The sequence below is a fragment of the Bacillus sp. GMa5/1 genome (assembly GCF_050172015.1).
In the GTDB taxonomy this organism is placed as follows: domain Bacteria; phylum Bacillota; class Bacilli; order Bacillales; family Bacillaceae_G; genus Bacillus_A; species Bacillus_A cereus.
The window spans coordinates 1-17,915 of the sequence record NZ_JBNLYC010000095.1 but is presented as its reverse complement, the minus strand read 5'-3'; the positions used below and the strand labels follow the sequence as shown (position 1 = coordinate 17,915).

Here is a 17,915-nt window from a genome sequence, read left to right as displayed (position 1 = left end):
TTCACACCATCTTTAGCGACAACTATTTTATAGATCTGCAATAAAACTTTTTTCAAAACTTCGTGACTTAATTACAAACCAACACTAAGTGTAATACTATCATATTTAAATTGAAATACGGCTCTAGGTACATATTCCACAAGAAATCTATCCAATATAAAAATAATATCGCCATTTCACATAAGATAGTATCCAAAACAGACGAGACCGAATCCATTAAGCGGATTAATTAAGCACAAAATTAAATGTAGACTATTGATTATGTGTTTTATTTTTTATTAAACATTATGGTACGTGAAATTTTATATTTCCTTGTTATAAAAGCCCCCATAGATCTTACACCTATGAGAGCTACCTAAGGGTATTTAGACTTTCGACTCCATTCTATTGTAACAGGCTTTCACCATACATGAGAAACATAATGAACCAAAAACAGACCATCATTATAAGAAATTCTTTAAACCCTTGCTGAAAGGAAATACGACCTTCATCAATTCTACATGCCACTTTTCTTGATATCTTTATATATGTTAAAATAAATATGAAAGAAATCAGTCAATTTCTTTCATCTACGGTCACTCAGACTTTTGCTCTTTGTTTGCTTTTGCAAATAAAGAGCTTTTATTTTGCATACTTATACTTACTTTCTAACATCGCATAGCGCAATAGCTTTAACTTTGTCTCTCTTTTCAATGCTTTCCACTCAGATACACCAATTTTCATGTCTCATTCCTCCAATAATTAAATTTGTTATTTATATAGCTTATAAGTTCCAGTTATAAATCTTTCTAATTTGTTTATCGCTAAATCCTTCATGGACAGCGAAGATTTCTGGAAAATCCGAGAGACATAAATCAATAATTGTATTATCAGTTGTTCTTATATAGTAATACTGAACAGCCCCTTCATAATTCGAATATAAATAGTATTTATGAATTTTATAATTTAATTCATTTTTCTCTAATACCTCATAAAGCTTATTTTTAGTTTCATCCATTACGTCAAAAATAGTTAACTGTTCCATCATTAACAGCTCCTCATTGCGTAAATTTACTAAATTAACTCTAAGAACAAGGTTGTTTCATTATGTTCATTGGTATGAACATTAAACTGTTCTCCCGTAGCTTCTAATGCACTAAAAAGCATTCTTTTATATCCTTGATCCATAAAATCTACACTGATTTGACCATGATTCATAATAAATTGAAGATCAGCCATCATCTTTTTAACTTTCCGTTCCATGTAATAACCTCCTCAATAAAGTTATATAACTTATAATGTTTTTTATAGAGGAGGTTGTAATATGGCTGTTAACAAAGACAAGTACACTCAAATTTTAGTTACTTTTACAAAAGAACAAGTAGAACAAATAGAAAATTATTGGCATGAAAATAAGCTGAAGAACCGAAACGAAGCAATTCGTCAAATCGTAGACAAAGGGTTAAGTCGTAAATAATGGCTACCCTTTTTATTTTTCCTAAAAAACCTAAAAACGCATATAAATTCCCTTTCTCTCTTTACATGCGTTTTTACAACAAATACGACTTATTATATTGATAACTCCTTCAAAACCTCATACAAGCAAATCTGAAGGGTCATTTTTTAGTTAAACTGATTTTTTTCATGTATTCTTTAAACAAATAAAAAAAGAGCCGGATTTTCATCACAGCTCATAAATTAATTGGTTCCGTATGTGTACATGTGGGATATTGTGAACAGCCAAAAAACTTATTACCTGTTTTATTCGAATTTCGAACGACTAAATCATGTTTACATGTGGGACATTTCCGTTCTGCAGGTTTTACCCCTTGATACACATCTTCAGCCGAATATTCGGGATTAATTTTATTAATCAATTTCTGAAGTTCTACACGATCTATAAGTTTTACATGGCATGCCTCCGCTAATTCTTTCGCTTGTCTTGTATATACACTGTTTGTTACAACCCAGCCCTCTTGTGCTTTGTAATAGGCTTGTGCTGCATATATCTCTTGTACGGCACTGATGCCGACTCTATTTTTCATCCCGTAGCGTTTCGCCTGGATGACAATACGATTCTTCCCCTTCAATACCAAATCCGCTCCGAAATCATTTGACTGCTTTGTAACTGTTGGAGAATAACCCAACTCTCGAAAGAGAGCTTTTAGGTATACCTCGAATTGATGTCCGTCCATTTTGTCTATATAGCGAATACCAGACTTAGCCATTCGCTTTAATATTCTTCGCTCCTGGATCTTCCGGTACATGAATTTACAAATACGAAAAAGAACATAAAGGATAAAACCATACATCAAAATTTGTAATATGTTTGGCATTTCTGGTAGATTAGACACTTCGCTCCACCTCTTTAATTGGTTTCATTTTCTTTGGTTGGGCTGTTTCTTTTGCCTGTTGCTCACTCACTTGTTTCTTACGAACATCATTCCAATCTTTTTCATTCGTTGGAATATCCTCTTTAAAATCGACAAAGCATTTCATTGTCTGAATGAAGTCTTTCCCAGCCTTATCATTATCAACTGCCATGATGACCTCTTTAATATCGTGCCCTTCTTTTTTCGCATCCATTAAAGATTGAATCACTGTTTTTGACTTCAATCCATGCATAGAAACCAGACGAGCGTTTTGGATATTATTTTGTTTAATGCTCCAATGAGATAACATGTCGATTGGATCTTCATAAAAATAAATCTTATCCGGTTTACCGACATCAACCGTAAAACCGGCATTGATTTTTTCATAATTCGGTACAATTTGCTTAAAGCTTCCTCTTTTATTCTCCATTTTTACTGTACCTTGACGGTTCATACCAATGACTTGTCCTTTGCCTCCTTCTTCTCTCCATTTAAACACCACATTGTTTTTCTTATCCTGGGCGATGAGATCCTTTTTTATCAGCCAATTCACCAAGCGAGGATCTATTTTCCGTTCATTAACCAGATATTCTTTAATCTCTGTTTGCTTATTTACTTCCAGGTGTTTGGGATAACTAAATGGTTGCTGCTCTTTTTTACGCTCTTCTTCAGCTTTTGAACGATCAAACTCTTTGTAGTCCCCCTTCTGAATGTCCATTACGGCTTGTGGGAATGTCATATCATAGTACATCATCGCAAAGCTAATCGCTCCATATCCTTTTTCCCCTCGACTATTCCAGGCGTACTGGTTTCCTTTAATGATGAGACTGTCATGTTCCGTATGACGATAATAATTTCCTTCTTTCTTAAACGTTTCTCCTTTTGCTTCCAGATATGAAATCAAGTCAACTTTTCTTGCTTTCATCGCATCCTCCGCACTGACATATGCCATTACGGAATCCCCCCTTTACTCTATAAAATGAAATAAAAAAGAGGACTATTCCGTTTCCTAGTCCTCTTTTGCTACTTATAGTTGTTACATTTCATTTTTATTTGCCGAATAAGAATTTTAATCGCTTCTCCTGTACGCTGTATGATAAACGAGCGTCAAATTTCTTCCCGTTTTTATTTGAGATAAACCCTTTAATCTGATCTGTCACATTCTTTTCTAATAACTTTTTCACATGGTTACTACTTAAATTTTTACCAGAGAATGTACCAAAAATAATGAAGTCACAGCCTTTTTTGTATTTCTCACATAAATAGTTACTTTTCCCTACAAGAACCCTACTCTTACACAATGGACATTTACCAATGGTACGATCTTCAGTCGTTGGAAAACGGAATTTCAAACTTCCGTCCGCTTCCATATAGATAGCTGCTGTAAATTCTCCCTTTTCTCCTTGAAAGCCGTTGATAAAATCCGTTGTTTTATACTGAAGTAGCTTCTTCATTTGATTGCCAGGGATTGCTTTCCCTTTCATTTTGGCTGGTAACATAAAATCACATCCGTTTTTATGCTCTGTGCATCCATAAAATGTTTTACGATGAAGCATATCCCCTTTTTTACATTTTGGACATTTACCAAATGACAGCTCCTCTTGTGTTGGGAACTGAAATTTAACTTTTCCTTCATGTAACACGAGATAAGCGGAAAACTCCTTCTCATTGGACTTAAATCCTTTTAAAAGATCTGTTTTCTTATCCTCGAACAGCTTTTTCGCTTGCGCTTCCGGAATCGCTTTTTCTTTAATTTTTTTCGGTAAGGAGATTTCACATTCCGGATAATTACTGCACCCGTAAAAGTTTCCTTTATGAAGGATTTTTCCTTTTCTACAAGGGCATTTGCACACCTCAATCTGCTGATTCCAGGTATTAATAATGCTATCCGACACTTTATCATCCATTGCGCCTAATTGTTCCACTGTGTCTTTTACAAACGTATTCGTTTTCTCTACAAATTCCTCATATTTCATTTCATTCTTTTCGATCATGTAGATCATCCCTTCCATTTCAGCCGTATAAGCTGGATTTTTGATTTCATCTACCGGAAAAGCATCTATAAACGCACGACCAATATTAGTAGTTCGAATCTGACTGTTAGTAACATCAATATAGCTTCGCTCTAACAGTTTTGGAATAAACGTTTCTTCCGTTGCGACTGTCCCAATCCGTTTTCCTTTCATAAGTTCTTTCAAATGTTCATCATCTAATTTACATCCTGCCGTTTCCATAAAGGTTAAAATGGAACTTTCCGTATGATAGGCTGGTTTCTTTGTTCGAAACTCAATCAAGTCATACTGAACGATTCTGAAAGAATCTCCTTCTCGTAAAATAGGTATCTGAAATGCTTCAACTGAACCTTCTTCTATATCCTCTTGAAACACGCTTAGAAACCCTTTCTCTTGTAGGATCTTTTCTTTTGTACTGTAGGTATTGCCCTCTTGATCTATAAAATGTACTTCTCTTACCAGGTAGATTGCTGGTTTCATAAAATTCCCGATAAATCGTTTTACAATTAAGTCATATAACTGTTTTTCTAATGGATTTCGGTTGGTCCCGACATATAATTTTTTTGTTGGGATGATGGCAAAGTGACTGCTGACTAACTCATCATTAAAAGTAGTATGTTTTTTCGTAATAGAAGATGGAACCACTTGTTGTACGAGATTTGCATAGGCGCTCTTTTCCAATGCTGCCATTACTTCCTTCACTCGTTCCACTTGCTCAGTAGGTAAATGCCTGGATGAAGAACGAGGATAAGTAATAAAGCCTTCTTCATACAAACTCTGAATGTGTTTTTTTGCTGTTTCCGCATTTATCTTCAGTTTGGCGTGAGCATCTTTGTAGATATCCGTTAAGTTATATAATAATTTTGGTTTCTTTTTTCTCGTACTCTCTTTAAATTCCGTTACGATTACATTCGTTTCTTTCAAGCTACCTCCAAGCTTTTGTAGTGGCGATGGATCTATCAGTTGTTCTTCTGTTTTCATTACTGGTGATAAACCGTTTTCCGTTAGTAGCTTCAAATTGTAATAGGTTTGTTCTTTATAATTTTGGATAGCGATTTCCCTCTGACGGATTTCATTCAAGATACACATTTGAACACGACCAGAAGCCAATAAAAATTGATTTTTTGCTAGTTTGGATGTACATCCTCTTGTAACGTTAATCCCTAGAATATAATCCAGGTATTGCCTTGCTTTAGCCGACTTTGCAAGCCCGTCATAGTCTGTTCCTGGTTCTAATCGGTTTAATGCTCCTTCTAATTCTGCGGCTTCATAGGAAGAGATAAAAAGACGGGATTCTCGCTTGTTCACACCTGCATGTTCATATATTTCTCGATAGATAAGCTCACCCTCTCTATCTGCATCACAGGAGTTGACCACATGATCTACATCGGGACGATTTAACAGCTTAACTAATATTTGAATTTGTTCAAGACTATCCGATTTCGCTTTATATTCCGGCTCTAAAATAATTGGCAAGTGATCAAATTTGAATTCTTTGTATCGCTCATCCATTTCTTCCGGATGTTTTAGCTCTAATAAATGCCCCCGGCACCAACTAATAATGTAATTTTCATTTTCATAGTAACCATAATAAGGCTTGCTCCCTGGATATCTTTTTGAGTTTTTAAATCTAGGTGATTTTAATAATTCAACAGCTACCTTCGGCTTTTCTGCAATAAATAATGTTTTTCCCATACGTAGTACCTCCTATTAATCTACAATTTCAGTTTCACGCTTCCATTTCTTATTTCTCCGCTTTTTCATCATTTCGTGACCAAAATAATAACAATGTGTTCAAAAAGACAGCTACAAGGAACATACAGCCCGCAAACAGCCATCCATTCATGGCATTCTCTCCTTTCGTTCTATAAATAAGAAAGAGGGCTTTTCCTTTTACCCTCTTTCATTTTTAGATATAAAAAAATCACTCTCCGTTATCTCAATTGAGTAACAAAAAATGATTTAATCTGCTTTTACTGTTATAAAATTTTTCATCGTTCCATTTCCATTGTTTCTCTTTTTCTACCTGATTTCTTTGTAGTTTTCAACTGATCTACATTCCCAGGATCTATTTCCTTATCTTTTTCTTTATCATTCGTTTTTTTCCATTCAATGGCTGAAACTTTTTATCAAAATCCATTTCCTTTGAAGTTGTAGACTGATTCACTGTTATTCCTTCCTTTCCAAGCTTCTCATCCACCTGATTTTCTAATTTTACTACGTGTTCCTGGCTTACCAGCTCATTATCGATCGAAACATATTTCGTTGTATAATACCGCTCTTCAGCTTTTACACGAGTGACAATACTATCAATATTATCTGGTGTTTCTTCATATTGTGAACGTCTGTATGCTTCGAATTTTCGGCTTAAGTCCTTATCTAATGTAGTCGATTCTTTTTCTTTTGAAGGTTGAATTTGTTGATCTAAAGAGACAATAGGTGCATATCCTTCCTTTTTCATTTCTTTATACAATTCCACTTCCTTTTCATTAAATGAGTAATCTTTTTGTCCCTCCGCTTTATCAACTAAGAGTCCATATCGTTCATCTTTTACGATTTCATCTAGACTCATATTTGCATCTTTTTCATAAACAACAAATGACAAATTTCCTCTTCCATCAAATATAGAGCTTTGAACCTTTTCATATAAATCTGGTTTCAAAATGTTATCTAGATACACATTTTCTCGTTTCCCGTTCTTTTCCATGAGGGAAACATATAAATCGTCCCGATCTGTTTTATCTTGATTCCATACAGACAAATAATTTATATCTTTCGTAATGGCATCCATCATGTGGATTCTTGCCTGCTCTTCATCTTGTATACTGTTTGCTAATACTTCAATTGTAACTAAGTGATTAGGTGTCTCTTTTGCTTTTTCCAATGTACTTTTCTGTGCTTTTTCCATCGGTATTTCTTTGCTATTTCTATAATTCATCACTTCATCTCGTAACGCTTGTTTCACTTCATCCGATAGATACCTTTTCTCGTTTAATACTTGTTCATATGGTGTCTTGTAGTCCCCATCCCCCATATCCAAACGATCCATACTCACAAGCTCCATTCTCCCAAAATCTCTATCTACTTCTTTTGGAATGGCAATATGATAACGAGTTTTATCATATGGTACGTATTCATCCCTTTCTCTTGCTTCCTCTTTTGCTTTTTCAATATTTTTAATGACTTCAGCCATTTTTTCATTGGCCTCTCCAAATGGAATCAACTGACTACCCTTAAAATTTTCGTTTTCGCTCCATTGAATTAACATAGTTGGACGAGTAATTTCATCCTGATTTAATGCTGCATACTTCTCTTGATTTGCCACGTTAAATGCATCAATAAATTCTTTATCACTCAATTTTTCTGCGCCTTCTATGGGCTCAAACGCTCGGTTTCTATCCGCTTGTTCCCTTAACTCCGTAACAGAAACAAGCTCTTGTGTCGTGTTACTTAAACTCATAAATTCCACCAATAAAATATTTTTTTCGTCCTGTTTTTCATTTTTATTTGCCATACTTTCCACCTCTTTTTCATTTATTTGTTCTTTTTCCTTTTCTAATGTGTTTTCAATTGTCTCAATAAATTCAATCGAAGTTTCATGTACTTCTTTCAACAACTTCGTTTTATCTTTCATTTCTTTTCCTTGTGTCCAGCTCGCTAAATATCCTAACGAATATTCGCTCGTATCAATCCCAAAATAAGAAGAAACGGCATAAGCTGTCATTTCTGCTTGGAACTCTTTTTCTGGCGCTGTGTAATTCATATGCGTCTCTGCGGTATGAAGTTTGGCATGTGCCAATTCATGAAGAAGAGTTTTTACATTTTGTAATTCACTATTTCGTGGATTCAAAGCGACCTCTTTTGTTAAGGGGTAACTTACACCCTTTGCAACGCCCAACTCTGATTTTGGTGCAATAATTTTCACTAAGTTTTTTTCCGCAATGGCTTCCATTCCCTTGTACAAACTCTGGTAATCTGTAACGCTCCCTTCTAGCCAACGATTCGGAAAAATACGAGGAAGATCTTCCGCTTTTGCGTTTGTTTTGGATACATCAAACACATGACCGACAGCAAAATATAAGCGACCTGGTTTCACTTCTATGCTTTTAGATTCAATTTGTTTTTTCTCTTGCTCATTTGCTTTAGTTACTGTTTTCCAAGCGCCTTCTTTGTCCTTAAATTTTGCTACAGTTCGGTTTGGAACAAGGATTTTTATTCCTTTCTCACCCTTCTTAACCGGAAATCCTTTTTCTTTCCAAAAAGAAAAGGAACCAACTGCACTGGCTCCCTGGAATTGACTCTGTATTAATGAAATATTAGATGGTGAATAGTAATAAAACTTTGCCATAAAAGTTAAATACTCTTTTAAATCTTCCGGTGTACGAAAATAACCTTCTACGCTTTTTTCCATCTTTTTTGTTAAAGCTTGCACTGCTTCTTTCTTTTCTTCTGGTGATTTCGTTTGATACTTTTTCTTATAACTTTTACTCATGATCTTCTCCTACTCTTTCACTCGCTTTTTGTAATTCCTCCATTTCTTCTTCATTCCATCTCTCAGCTGTATCAAAGAAAAGCTCATGAGTTTTTACATTAACCGGAACTAACATATTTTCTTGATTCATGACATGGACTGCAAGCTCTTCCTCTTGTTCTCGTGTAATTTTGATTGTTAGTTCTTCATCTTTTACTAGTAAAACAAGTTCACCTTCTCCAACCTCTTTAATGACTCCTAATGCAATATCCTCATGAAATAATAACATCTTACTAACCTCCTATTTTTTTATAAAAAAGAACAATGTAGCTTACGTTACATTGTTCTTTGATGCCTCATGATCTATACGTTTTTGTCTTGCATGACTAATCCGTTCCGCTACGACTTCTTTTGCTATCTTCACACTCCCCATCTCTTGTTTATCAGTCGTAATAAGGCTATCTACGCCCTCTAAAAAGAAATAACCATTTAATAGCTCAATTAAAATTTGCGTATTTCTATCCGCACTATTTGCACCAAGACGAATTTTTGTTAGTTCACTTTTCAACACATCGTGTAAGTTTTTTGTTACAACTTCAGAAATATAATTCAATGACCATTCTGAAGTTTTTGATGCTTGATGCTCCATACAAATTTTCGATATAGCATCCCCTGGATGTGTAATATTATTTTCATCCATATAGTCTTGAATGTATTGATGCACATCTTCACTCAACGATAATTTCATTCGAATTTTTTCATTACCCATGATCTAACCCCTTTCATTTTCATAGGCACTTTCCCTTTGCATACGCTCATAATACTTTTGGTTCTTCCAACTTTCATATTCACTTTTAAAAGCTCGTTCCACTTTCCTCATAGAATACTGAATAGATACATTCTGTTGGAATCTTTGAAACGGCTTTGATTTTTTCAAATGATGTATTCTCTTTTGTTCTTTATCATATGCCTTCATTTCTTGTAAAAAGGCGTTACCCATTCTTTTATACAAGTCATTAATTTTATTCGTCTTGTAATTTTCATATTGCTTCTTATCATACTTTCCTTCCCCATATGCTTCTTTAAAAACTTGGACTTCTTTATCTAACTTTTGGAGAAATTGATCGTAATCTTTTTTATGATGATGTTGAATATATCGACTGCTTAATTCATCAATTTCCGGCTTCAATGATTGAATTGTATTGTAGCTATATTGCCACTGTCTTTTATCGCTTGGTAACTGTTTATAAATTCTTAAAAACAGTGGTTTCAAATGTTGATTACGCCAGTCAAAAACGGAATCCACTTTTTTCTTTCCCACCATATTATTTCGAATCAGATCATTAATTTGTTTTTGCTCCTGCTTACGATCTAACAGATTATTTATGACTTTCCCCTTCATCGCATCTAATGTTTTTGGTTTTCTTTTACCACGTTCTCTCGTTGGAAATGGTTCAACAGTTGCTACATGAATATGAATATTATCCGTATTAAAATGAATGGCTGCCGACCAAATAGAGCTTTTTTCCAACCCTTCTCTTTTTTGCATTTCCTTCATCATAAGCCTTGTTACATCCATTAACTTTTTCTCATCCAACGTTTTTGTTTTCTCATCATAAATTCCTTGTTTCTCTAGCCAGGGATTATGAAAAGAAATGACATCTTGCCACATGATACTTCCATTCTCATGAGCGGTTTTAAACATTTCCTTTAAGGACTTTTTCTCACTTTCTGTTAAACGATTTGCGTGTTCCGTAAATAGTGCCGATGTCTTCTCTGAATTACCCATATAGTCTTGATACGTTTCAAACATTTTCGGATTCAACTTCACTTCACTTTTCGCTTCCTCCCGATCTACATAATCAACATAGTTCTGAAAGGCTTTCGAACCTGGTAACACAAATTTCGTTTTTAAAACAACACCTGGTGTGACGGAAGACTGAACAGGAACGGCACTACTCATTTTCAACATCCTGTATCATCATTTGAATAAACTCATTCATTTTTTCCATTGCGCTATAACAATCACTCATCATATGGATATTCTTTTCAATGAGATTTTCTAATTCCATTTCCCTTTTATTTTGTTGCTGAAAAAATGCCAACATTTCAATTTGGTCTTTCAAAAATTTCTGCCGGGATAATCCTTTCCTCTTTGCAATTTCATCTATTTTCTTTACGGCAATTGGATCTACTTCTCTAATTCTGATTTCCACTTTCCCCTCTCCTTTCTGCAAATCTGGGCAGAGATCAAAAAATAGTGAGAAGAGCATAAGGGGTTTTTGTTCCCACCTAAGGTGTGAAGCTAGGCGGAGCCTAGCAAAACGATGGGAACAAGGAAAGAAGTTGAATGTCCCCATTACGTCCCTATCTTTTTGATTAATGTCTCCATCATGTCCCGTTATTTTTTCTTAGTGTCCCTTTCGTGTCCCTTTATTTCACCTCAATGTCTCCATTGTGTCCCTATATCTTTTTTCACTTTTTATTAATTTCTTGTGCCTTTTCTTGTGCCTTTTCTTCTAATTTTTTGATCTTATCTCGTGCAATTTTTTGTTCCCCTTTAAACAATTCCACGTTCTTTTCTGATGATTTTATTTTAGATTCTAAGGATGCTATTTTGGATTGTGTTTCCGTTTTTTCTGCTTCCGTTTGATACTTCATTTCATCTTGTAATTCTTTTACTTTTTCATAAACTGTCTTCGCATTTTCTTCTTCTAGTTTGATTGCTTTCCCGTAATTCTTGATCTTTGTTTCTATATCCTGTTTGTCTCTTTCTATAAAATCTAGCTCATATGTTTTTTTATCTTCAGCTAACAATTCATCATTTGCTTTTGTTTTTCTTTGATCGGTAAAAATCGTCTGAACTAATTTATTCGGACTTTTTGTTGCTGCATTTTCTTCTTCAGATTCGTTAACATCTTGTGTAAATTTACGAATATCCATTTGTTCTTTCTCACCATTTTTATTGTAAATATCGAAAGCTAACGCTCCCCAATTCGGAGATAAGTCTTTTACTTCTACAACGTATTTTCCGTTCTCTTCGTACAATACTTTGACAGGTAATTGAACACCTGGATTTGCTTTTTGCTGTGCCTTAAATGTATATCCTGTTTCCTCATATCCTTCTAATCGAAAGTAAATTTGTATAAAGTTTTTGTGTGGATTGTATTCCCTTTTTTCTACCATCAACTTCCCCATACCCGACAACTTAATTACTTTATTTGTCTCTGTATGGAATAGTTTTTCATCGTTTGGCATGTAAATTTTAGATGTCAAGAAAGCGAAAAATCCAAAAAATAGAAAGCTGATAATTGTTAGGTAGATCCACGACTTATTTTTTCTTAGATTGATTCTTCCACTCTTCTTACCAATTGCACCTATCACACTCTCACCCCACCTTTTTCGTTATAAAACTTTCATATTTAACTCTTCCACACTTGTAACTCGCCATGTTTCCTTATCTTTTTTCATGATGATTCGTAACACATTGTTTACTTTTTCTTCTCGGTTTTGCGTTGAATCTGTCGTGACATTTATAAATTCAGCTAACACATTTACCTCCTCTTTATCGGGTTCATTTTCTTGTAAATAAAACTTCATTTCTATTGGTTTCGTTTTATACGTATCTCCTAATTCGTATTTATCAGTTGGATAAAATTGTTGTAAAAGTTCTTCGCTCATAATGGATTTTGCCTTTTCTTTTCGCTCACTGTACCCTTCTTTTTCTCTGTGAAATGATAATTGTATAAATGTTTCGGCTGTCGATAAGTATGCCCTTCTCTGTTGTTCCTGTGCGGAAGGAAGCACCTTATCTAGTCGTTTTTTTAAGTCTTCATTTTGTTTTGTTAGTAATTCATTTGAAAGTTTTAACTGTTTTTCTTTGCCATCACTCATTGACTTTTTGCTCAAATAGATATTAAAAGCTGTCACACCTACAACTAAAATGACAAACACAATAAACAAAAATTTTCGTTTATCTTTCATTCTTTCAGTCTCCCATTCCTTCGGTTTTTAGAACCTTCTTACATGACCAGAAAAGACTTTTTTCCAATACGGATTATTTAAATCTTCAATAGAAACACCTTTATTCGTTTGGCAACCAATGAAAGTATTTTTATCAATTACAATTCCAACGTGTCCGTCATGTTTGTAGGTATCAAAGAAAATAACGTCACCCGGTTTCATATCATTTGCTGATACTTTTGTACCGATTTTATTTAATGTTTCCGTACTTACAGCTCCTATCGGACTGGTATACATCCCTACTTGTTCGAATGCCCAGCGTACAAAACTTGAACAATCAAAAATCCCTCTTGCGATGTCATTTGTGTTACGTCCTCCACCAAATACATAGGTAGAACGCCCTATCCATTGGCGACCTACATCGGCAACTTTTGAACCACTACTGCCTCCACTTCCTGGATTTCCTCCTCCACCAGAAACGACAGAACCCGGCTGATAATATTTTAAAACTGCGTCCACGTACAAAATATCGCCATAGCACGCTTGATATGGTACGGCTTCTGGTCTAAGGCAATGATACATGCCAGTATGTTTTACTTTTTGATACTGTTGTTGTGAAAATTTAATTGCTAACTCTTTCGTATACTTGCCACCATTTGCGCCAACAAAATCAAAAAATCCTGTTCCAAAATTGTATGCTTGAAGGGCTGTTTTGATATGATCCATGTCCCCTGGACTCGTTACTCCGGCTCTTTCTATCGCATGTTTAAACTCCTGTACACCAGCCCAAATGCTATAATCGGGATCAGTAATACAATTTGGTGATTTACAATATTTCGTATTAAAAGCACCCTCTGATGATTGCATCGGATCGCTACCTCGGCCTCCGCTTTCCTGCATCATTTGAGCAAGCATTAAAGCGACAAACGGTTCCACGCCAAAAGCTTTCGCATGCTTCCGAATCGTAGGTTCCCATTTTAAAACTTCGGGCGAAACATTCATGACTTGCCCTTCACCTGTATACGTAATATCACCTGCGTCTGTTCCACTTTCTCCACCCATTGCCGCAATAAAAATACTCATAACTCCAAGTAAAAGAAAAGAAAAAAGACCCATCACAATTAGCGCTAAAGTGATGAGCCATTTCTTTGGTATAACCTTTAAAACTAGATGCATGGTATTAAGCACCTCCCCCGAATAACATCAATTCTTCGTCTGTTACTTCTACATGAAAATGAATGTTTTTTACAGCCCCAATACTTAAAATGACATCCCCGGTTGGTAAATGTGGAATTGCTGCAATTTCACTTTCACTTAACTGTCCTGCAAATACTTTTCGTAACATATCTAAACTGTTATTATCTTGCTGCATGATAAATTTGTACTGTGTAAGTTCAAATAGTTTTTTAATTTCATCAATCATTTCTTGCGAAGATCCTTCCGGTACAAAATCACGAATCGTGTGACTTGCATATAAAAGCCCTGCAAAGTATTTTCGATCTTCTCGGCTAAGTTTCGTTAAAAATTGTAGCGCATGAGCGCTTTCTTTTTTCGTGTTGATGATATGATGCGCCTCGTCAATAATAATGAAATAACGAGTTACATCTTCAAAAGCAAGTTGCTTTTTGTTAAAGGCTTTTAATTGAGGCGCACCATTTGAAATCATTTCATCCCAAAGGAGATTTAACACATTAAAGATCTGTGCCTGGAATACTTCTGGTTTAAAGCTGGATATATTCCGTAAGGAAAAGGATACAACTTGTTCTTTCTTGAAATCTTCAATTGTAGTATGACCATCAAATAATTCTGCATATGCTTCTACTAAATTTGTAAGATTTAATTCAATTAATTCTAAACGATGAATTCTACTGTCTCCTAAATTATCATGATGCTTTCTAGCTTCTACATCTTGATATAATTCTTTACGAACAAACATTAAAAAGTCAGAGAAAATCGGATATTCTTTTGATTTTCTTGTTGTAATTTCATTTTTCGCCCCTTTTTCGTCATTCCATAATCCCATACGAATATACAATTTACGAAGCAAATTTTCATATTCTTTAATTTCATCATCTTTTGCTTCTGGCGCAATGAATCGATAAAAAATTGTCAATTTAGATAGATGTTGAGTGAAACTAACTTCTTCAAGTTCTGCTGTTTTGTACACTTGAAGTGGGTTAATTTGACCTTGAGAACCGTCTAATGAGATGGTCTTTCCTCCTAGTTCTTTCACTGTATCTGTAAACTCTTCTACAACATCAAATATCCGAACAAAATGACCCTTACTTGCATAATCAACACTTTTCTTTTTTAACAATGTTGATTTCCCCGCACCAGACTTCCCAATCATTACACCGTTATAACTCTTTCTTTGATTGTCTTTATGGAAGATATCAAAAATAACATTTCCTTTTGTTTTCGTTGTTCCATAATACGTACCGTATGGATCATGCAAATAAGAATAATGAAACGGACACCCACCAGCCAAACTGACTGCCGGAATTTCTTTCCCTTTTCTTCGGTTCACATAATTTTTTTGTGTATCAAAGCTCGTTACGAGTGCATCCCATTCATACTCTTGTTCATTTAAAAAAACAGCTCCTCGAAAGTTATAAGATTCTAATGTTTCCAGGATTTCTTTTACTTGTTTTTCTAGCTCATCTATTGTTCTAGCGGAAACATAAATACGAATGTGAATACGTTTCATGACCTCACCTTGTTTCAAATCCGTATAGAGAGCTTCCAGCTCTAAAAATTCATTTTTCGCATCAATCCGATCTATATTATCCTTCGCTGTATCATGCCGAACACTTTGTTCACTCATGGATTTATTAATCGATTCAACAACTTCATTTCGATTATCACTCATGACATCTAATGTTGTGATCACATTCGGCATATTCATAATTTGCTCTAACCAAAAATCATTTACCTCTGTTGGATAATCATAGACATGAATGCAAGTACCTAATCCATCACCTGTTTGAAAATAACTTTCTTTAAAACTAATTCCCCCTTGTGGCTGAACTCTAGCCACTAAAAAAGGGTTGTAACCTTTCTTCTTTTTTAGTTCCTCTTGTTTTTCTTTTTTAGATTTTTTACTCTTGAACGCAAACATATTGTTGCCCCCTTACTACCATATATTTTTCGTTCCTAATTTTGCATTTTGATTAAACAATTTAAACATAAGCTCTAACTTTTTCTCTTCATCCACCTCTAATAGTTCAGTAGAGCGTTTGATATATCGCTTTGCTGCATCTACACGTTCTTTTACGATTAATTCCGTTTCTCCATAAATAAATAAGAAGGCTTCACGATTGGTTCTGCCCCATTCTAAAAACTGAAGTTCTTTTAACTTTTGATTTAAAATTCGTTCATACAAAGGACTGGTACATTCTTTAATTTTCTTCTCTATATAACGTTGTTGTTCGGTTGTTTGACATGGAAAGTTTAAAAAAACGAGTTTAATGGACTGTTTGTAGGCTTGATAAAAATACGCATGTGAGAAAATGACAAATGCTTGTTCATCGCTATTCTTAGAGAACATATCGTCACCTTCGACTTGAAGAATTTCTAAAAACTCCTCATTTTTCAGTTCAAATATGCCATCCTCCGTCATGTCTACAATTTGCATAATTTCCGCAATACTTTTCTTTACCTTTGGTGGCGCTTCTTTCTTTTTTCTAGATAAAAAACCTAACATTTTTGGATTTTTCTTTTTCAAAAGGTCTTTCTTTGGCTTTTCTTTCTTCTGTTTTTTTACTTTTGGTTCTACCTTTGGTTTTTCTTCTTTCTTTTTGTTGGGTACCACCTTCACAATTTCTTTTGGTTCAGAAATTGATTCTTTTACGTTTTTTTCGTTAAATCGAAATGCATTTTTCTTCGGTTTTTCTAGTTGTTTTGGCTCTTCTTTCTCTACATCTTTTTCGCTGAATAACGCCATATGTGATCCCTCCCTTATTGACCGTTATCAATGGCGCAATATGCACCTTTCCTTCTTAGCAAAGTAATAATCAATACTTCATACATTCGTTTTTGAGGATTCGTACTTGGTCGCCAAATCATGATAATTGCAATAGCTACCATGAAAAGAATAAATGGTAACTGAAAGGACTCATGTACGAAGTTCCTAAGAATCATTGTTACAACTAATAAACCAATTAATAAAAAGAAATCTATTAAATAAAGCACTTTATTAATCCGTAATTCTGTACTGATTTCCTTCGGAATCCGATAGCTTCTAATCGGGATTCCCTCCTTTTCGACAATAAAAAATAAGCGTACGATTACGCTTATTTTTTATCTGTATTATTTTTATTTTTGTTTTTGTTTACAATATCTCTCCAACTTTTACCCGTGTTTTGCCCCATCTGATAAAAACGCTTTGTATTCTGTACCGTTTCCGAATTATGAATGCGCTCTTGCACTCCTCTTACCTTTTGTTTCACCGATGATGTAGAATTTTTAACTTTTTCGGTTGTATATTGTCCTAATGTCCGTGTTTCTTGACCTCTACTTGCTGCCACTTCTTTATCACTTTCATAAGGAATAATTGGGCTACTATGTGTCACCGTTACGATGTCGGCTGATGCCGGGCTTCCTCCGCTTGGTGCTGATTTTGGCGCTTCCATTGGTGCCGGGCTACTTCCACTTGGTGCTGATCTTGGTGTTTCCATTGGTGCCGGGCTTCCTCCACTTGGTACTGATCTTGGCGTTTCCATTGGTGTCGGGCTTCCTCCACTTGGTACTGATCTTGGTGTTTCTACTTGTGTCGGGCTACTTCCGCTTGGTACTGATCTTGATGTTTCCATTGGTGCCGGGCTTCCTCCACTTGGTACTGATCTTGGTGTTTCTACTTGTGTCGGACTTCCTCCACTTGGTACTGATCTTGGTGTTTCTACTTGTGTCGGACTTCCTCCACTTGGTACTGATCTTGGTGTTTCCATTGGCGCCGGACTTCCTCCACTTGGCACTGGTCTTGATGTTTCCATTGATGCCGGGCTACTTCCGCTTGATATTGTTCCTGCCGTTTGACTTCCTTCACTTGTTCCTTGTCTTACTGTTCCTGGTGTTTGACCTCCTTCATTTGCTCCTTGTCTTACTGTTCCTGGTGTTTGA

General features: G+C 35.1%; 16 protein-coding genes and 2 pseudogenes. 1 reads left to right on the top strand and 17 read right to left on the bottom strand.

Annotation, left to right across the window (positions count from 1 at the left end; all coding sequences use genetic code 11):
* Positions 1-763 precede the first annotated feature (763 nt).
* Together ACQGSG_RS19440 and ACQGSG_RS19435 are read right to left on the bottom strand one after the other, a co-directional pair.
* The gene (locus ACQGSG_RS19440; RefSeq protein WP_088083314.1) at positions 764-1,027 is read right to left on the bottom strand and encodes a hypothetical protein; all 264 of its coding nucleotides are present in this window, start codon (positions 1,025-1,027) and stop codon (positions 764-766) included.
* A gap of 26 nt (positions 1,028-1,053) precedes the next feature.
* On the bottom strand, positions 1,054-1,242 hold the full coding sequence (locus ACQGSG_RS19435) for a hypothetical protein (RefSeq protein ID WP_426947855.1): 189 nt from the start codon (positions 1,240-1,242) through the stop codon (positions 1,054-1,056).
* Positions 1,243-1,303: 61 nt separating this feature from the next.
* Here ACQGSG_RS19435 and ACQGSG_RS19430 point away from each other — a divergent pair, with 61 nt between their 5' ends.
* Entirely contained in the window at positions 1,304-1,456 is a 153-nt protein-coding gene (locus ACQGSG_RS19430) for a hypothetical protein (protein ID WP_000290205.1), read from the top strand.
* 214 nt (positions 1,457-1,670) lie between these two features.
* Here the strand turns inward: ACQGSG_RS19430 and ACQGSG_RS19425 are convergent, their stop codons facing one another.
* The 15 genes and pseudogenes from ACQGSG_RS19425 to ACQGSG_RS19355 form a co-directional block, all read right to left on the bottom strand.
* Positions 1,671-2,333 carry a restriction endonuclease gene (locus tag ACQGSG_RS19425; RefSeq protein WP_426947853.1) on the bottom strand — a complete coding sequence of 221 codons (663 nt, stop codon included), beginning with the start codon at positions 2,331-2,333 and terminating at the stop codon, positions 1,671-1,673.
* Positions 2,326-3,303 (bottom strand): DUF3991 domain-containing protein, encoded by a 978-nt coding sequence (locus ACQGSG_RS19420; RefSeq protein ID WP_426947851.1) that lies wholly within the window; start codon positions 3,301-3,303, stop codon positions 2,326-2,328. Before ACQGSG_RS19420 ends, ACQGSG_RS19425 begins: the two co-directional genes overlap by 8 nt.
* A gap of 97 nt (positions 3,304-3,400) precedes the next feature.
* Positions 3,401-6,058 carry a DNA topoisomerase gene (locus ACQGSG_RS19415; protein ID WP_426947849.1) on the bottom strand — a complete coding sequence of 886 codons (2,658 nt, stop codon included), beginning with the start codon at positions 6,056-6,058 and terminating at the stop codon, positions 3,401-3,403.
* Positions 6,059-6,354: 296 nt separating this feature from the next.
* Positions 6,355-8,855 (bottom strand): annotated as a pseudogene (locus ACQGSG_RS19410) (LPD25 domain-containing protein).
* A complete protein-coding gene (locus ACQGSG_RS19405) occupies positions 8,848-9,123 on the bottom strand; it encodes a hypothetical protein (RefSeq protein WP_098379997.1) in 276 nt (91 codons plus the stop codon). Before ACQGSG_RS19405 ends, ACQGSG_RS19410 begins: the two are co-directional and overlap by 8 nt.
* 42 nt (positions 9,124-9,165) lie before the next feature.
* Positions 9,166-9,603, bottom strand: a complete 438-nt coding sequence (locus tag ACQGSG_RS19400) for a hypothetical protein (protein ID WP_426947847.1) — start codon at positions 9,601-9,603, stop codon at positions 9,166-9,168.
* A 3-nt stretch (positions 9,604-9,606) separates the two neighbouring features.
* Positions 9,607-10,797, bottom strand: coding sequence for a MobP2 family relaxase (gene mobP2, locus ACQGSG_RS19395; RefSeq protein ID WP_426947845.1), 1,191 nt, complete (start codon positions 10,795-10,797; stop codon positions 9,607-9,609).
* Positions 10,790-11,050 carry a hypothetical protein gene (locus ACQGSG_RS19390; RefSeq protein ID WP_426947843.1) on the bottom strand — a complete coding sequence of 87 codons (261 nt, stop codon included), beginning with the start codon at positions 11,048-11,050 and terminating at the stop codon, positions 10,790-10,792. The genes mobP2 and ACQGSG_RS19390 overlap by 8 nt, the downstream gene beginning before the upstream one ends.
* 259 nt (positions 11,051-11,309) lie before the next feature.
* Entirely contained in the window at positions 11,310-12,218 is a 909-nt protein-coding gene (locus tag ACQGSG_RS19385) for a hypothetical protein (protein WP_426947842.1), read from the bottom strand.
* Between the two features lie 21 nt (positions 12,219-12,239).
* Entirely contained in the window at positions 12,240-12,818 is a 579-nt protein-coding gene (locus ACQGSG_RS19380; protein WP_000653474.1) for a hypothetical protein, read from the bottom strand.
* A gap of 27 nt (positions 12,819-12,845) precedes the next feature.
* On the bottom strand, positions 12,846-13,973 hold the full coding sequence (locus ACQGSG_RS19375) for a bifunctional lytic transglycosylase/C40 family peptidase (RefSeq protein WP_098161877.1): 1,128 nt from the start codon (positions 13,971-13,973) through the stop codon (positions 12,846-12,848).
* Positions 13,974-13,977: 4 nt separating this feature from the next.
* Positions 13,978-15,915: a VirB4 family type IV secretion system protein gene (locus ACQGSG_RS19370; RefSeq protein WP_012263720.1), complete on the bottom strand. Its 1,938-nt coding sequence runs from the start codon at positions 15,913-15,915 to the stop codon at positions 13,978-13,980.
* Positions 15,916-15,930: 15 nt separating this feature from the next.
* The gene (locus ACQGSG_RS19365) at positions 15,931-16,740 is read right to left on the bottom strand and encodes a hypothetical protein (RefSeq protein WP_426947840.1); all 810 of its coding nucleotides are present in this window, start codon (positions 16,738-16,740) and stop codon (positions 15,931-15,933) included.
* Between the two features lie 14 nt (positions 16,741-16,754).
* The gene (locus tag ACQGSG_RS19360) at positions 16,755-17,042 is read right to left on the bottom strand and encodes a DUF5592 family protein (protein WP_426947857.1); all 288 of its coding nucleotides are present in this window, start codon (positions 17,040-17,042) and stop codon (positions 16,755-16,757) included.
* 47 nt (positions 17,043-17,089) lie between these two features.
* Positions 17,090-17,915, bottom strand: a pseudogene (locus ACQGSG_RS19355) (pLS20_p028 family conjugation system transmembrane protein); the annotation flags it as partial.

What these genes read in the sequence shown, in the direction of transcription:
- ACQGSG_RS19435 (WP_426947855.1), bottom strand. Translation starts at nt 1,242, where the DNA reads ATGGAACGGAAAGTTAAAAAGATGATGGCTGATCTTCAATTTATTATG.
- ACQGSG_RS19375 (WP_098161877.1), bottom strand. Translation starts at nt 13,973, where the DNA reads ATGCATCTAGTTTTAAAGGTTATACCAAAGAAATGGCTCATCACTTTA.
- ACQGSG_RS19415 (WP_426947849.1), bottom strand. Translation starts at nt 6,058, where the DNA reads ATGGGAAAAACATTATTTATTGCAGAAAAGCCGAAGGTAGCTGTTGAA.
- ACQGSG_RS19400 (WP_426947847.1), bottom strand. Translation starts at nt 9,603, where the DNA reads ATGGGTAATGAAAAAATTCGAATGAAATTATCGTTGAGTGAAGATGTG.
- ACQGSG_RS19430 (WP_000290205.1), top strand. Translation starts at nt 1,304, where the DNA reads ATGGCTGTTAACAAAGACAAGTACACTCAAATTTTAGTTACTTTTACA.
- ACQGSG_RS19380 (WP_000653474.1), bottom strand. Translation starts at nt 12,818, where the DNA reads ATGAAAGATAAACGAAAATTTTTGTTTATTGTGTTTGTCATTTTAGTT.
- ACQGSG_RS19440 (WP_088083314.1), bottom strand. Translation starts at nt 1,027, where the DNA reads ATGATGGAACAGTTAACTATTTTTGACGTAATGGATGAAACTAAAAAT.
- mobP2 (WP_426947845.1), bottom strand. Translation starts at nt 10,797, where the DNA reads ATGAGTAGTGCCGTTCCTGTTCAGTCTTCCGTCACACCAGGTGTTGTT.
- ACQGSG_RS19420 (WP_426947851.1), bottom strand. Translation starts at nt 3,303, where the DNA reads ATGGCATATGTCAGTGCGGAGGATGCGATGAAAGCAAGAAAAGTTGAC.
- ACQGSG_RS19370 (WP_012263720.1), bottom strand. Translation starts at nt 15,915, where the DNA reads ATGTTTGCGTTCAAGAGTAAAAAATCTAAAAAAGAAAAACAAGAGGAA.
- ACQGSG_RS19365 (WP_426947840.1), bottom strand. Translation starts at nt 16,740, where the DNA reads ATGGCGTTATTCAGCGAAAAAGATGTAGAGAAAGAAGAGCCAAAACAA.
- ACQGSG_RS19405 (WP_098379997.1), bottom strand. Translation starts at nt 9,123, where the DNA reads ATGTTATTATTTCATGAGGATATTGCATTAGGAGTCATTAAAGAGGTT.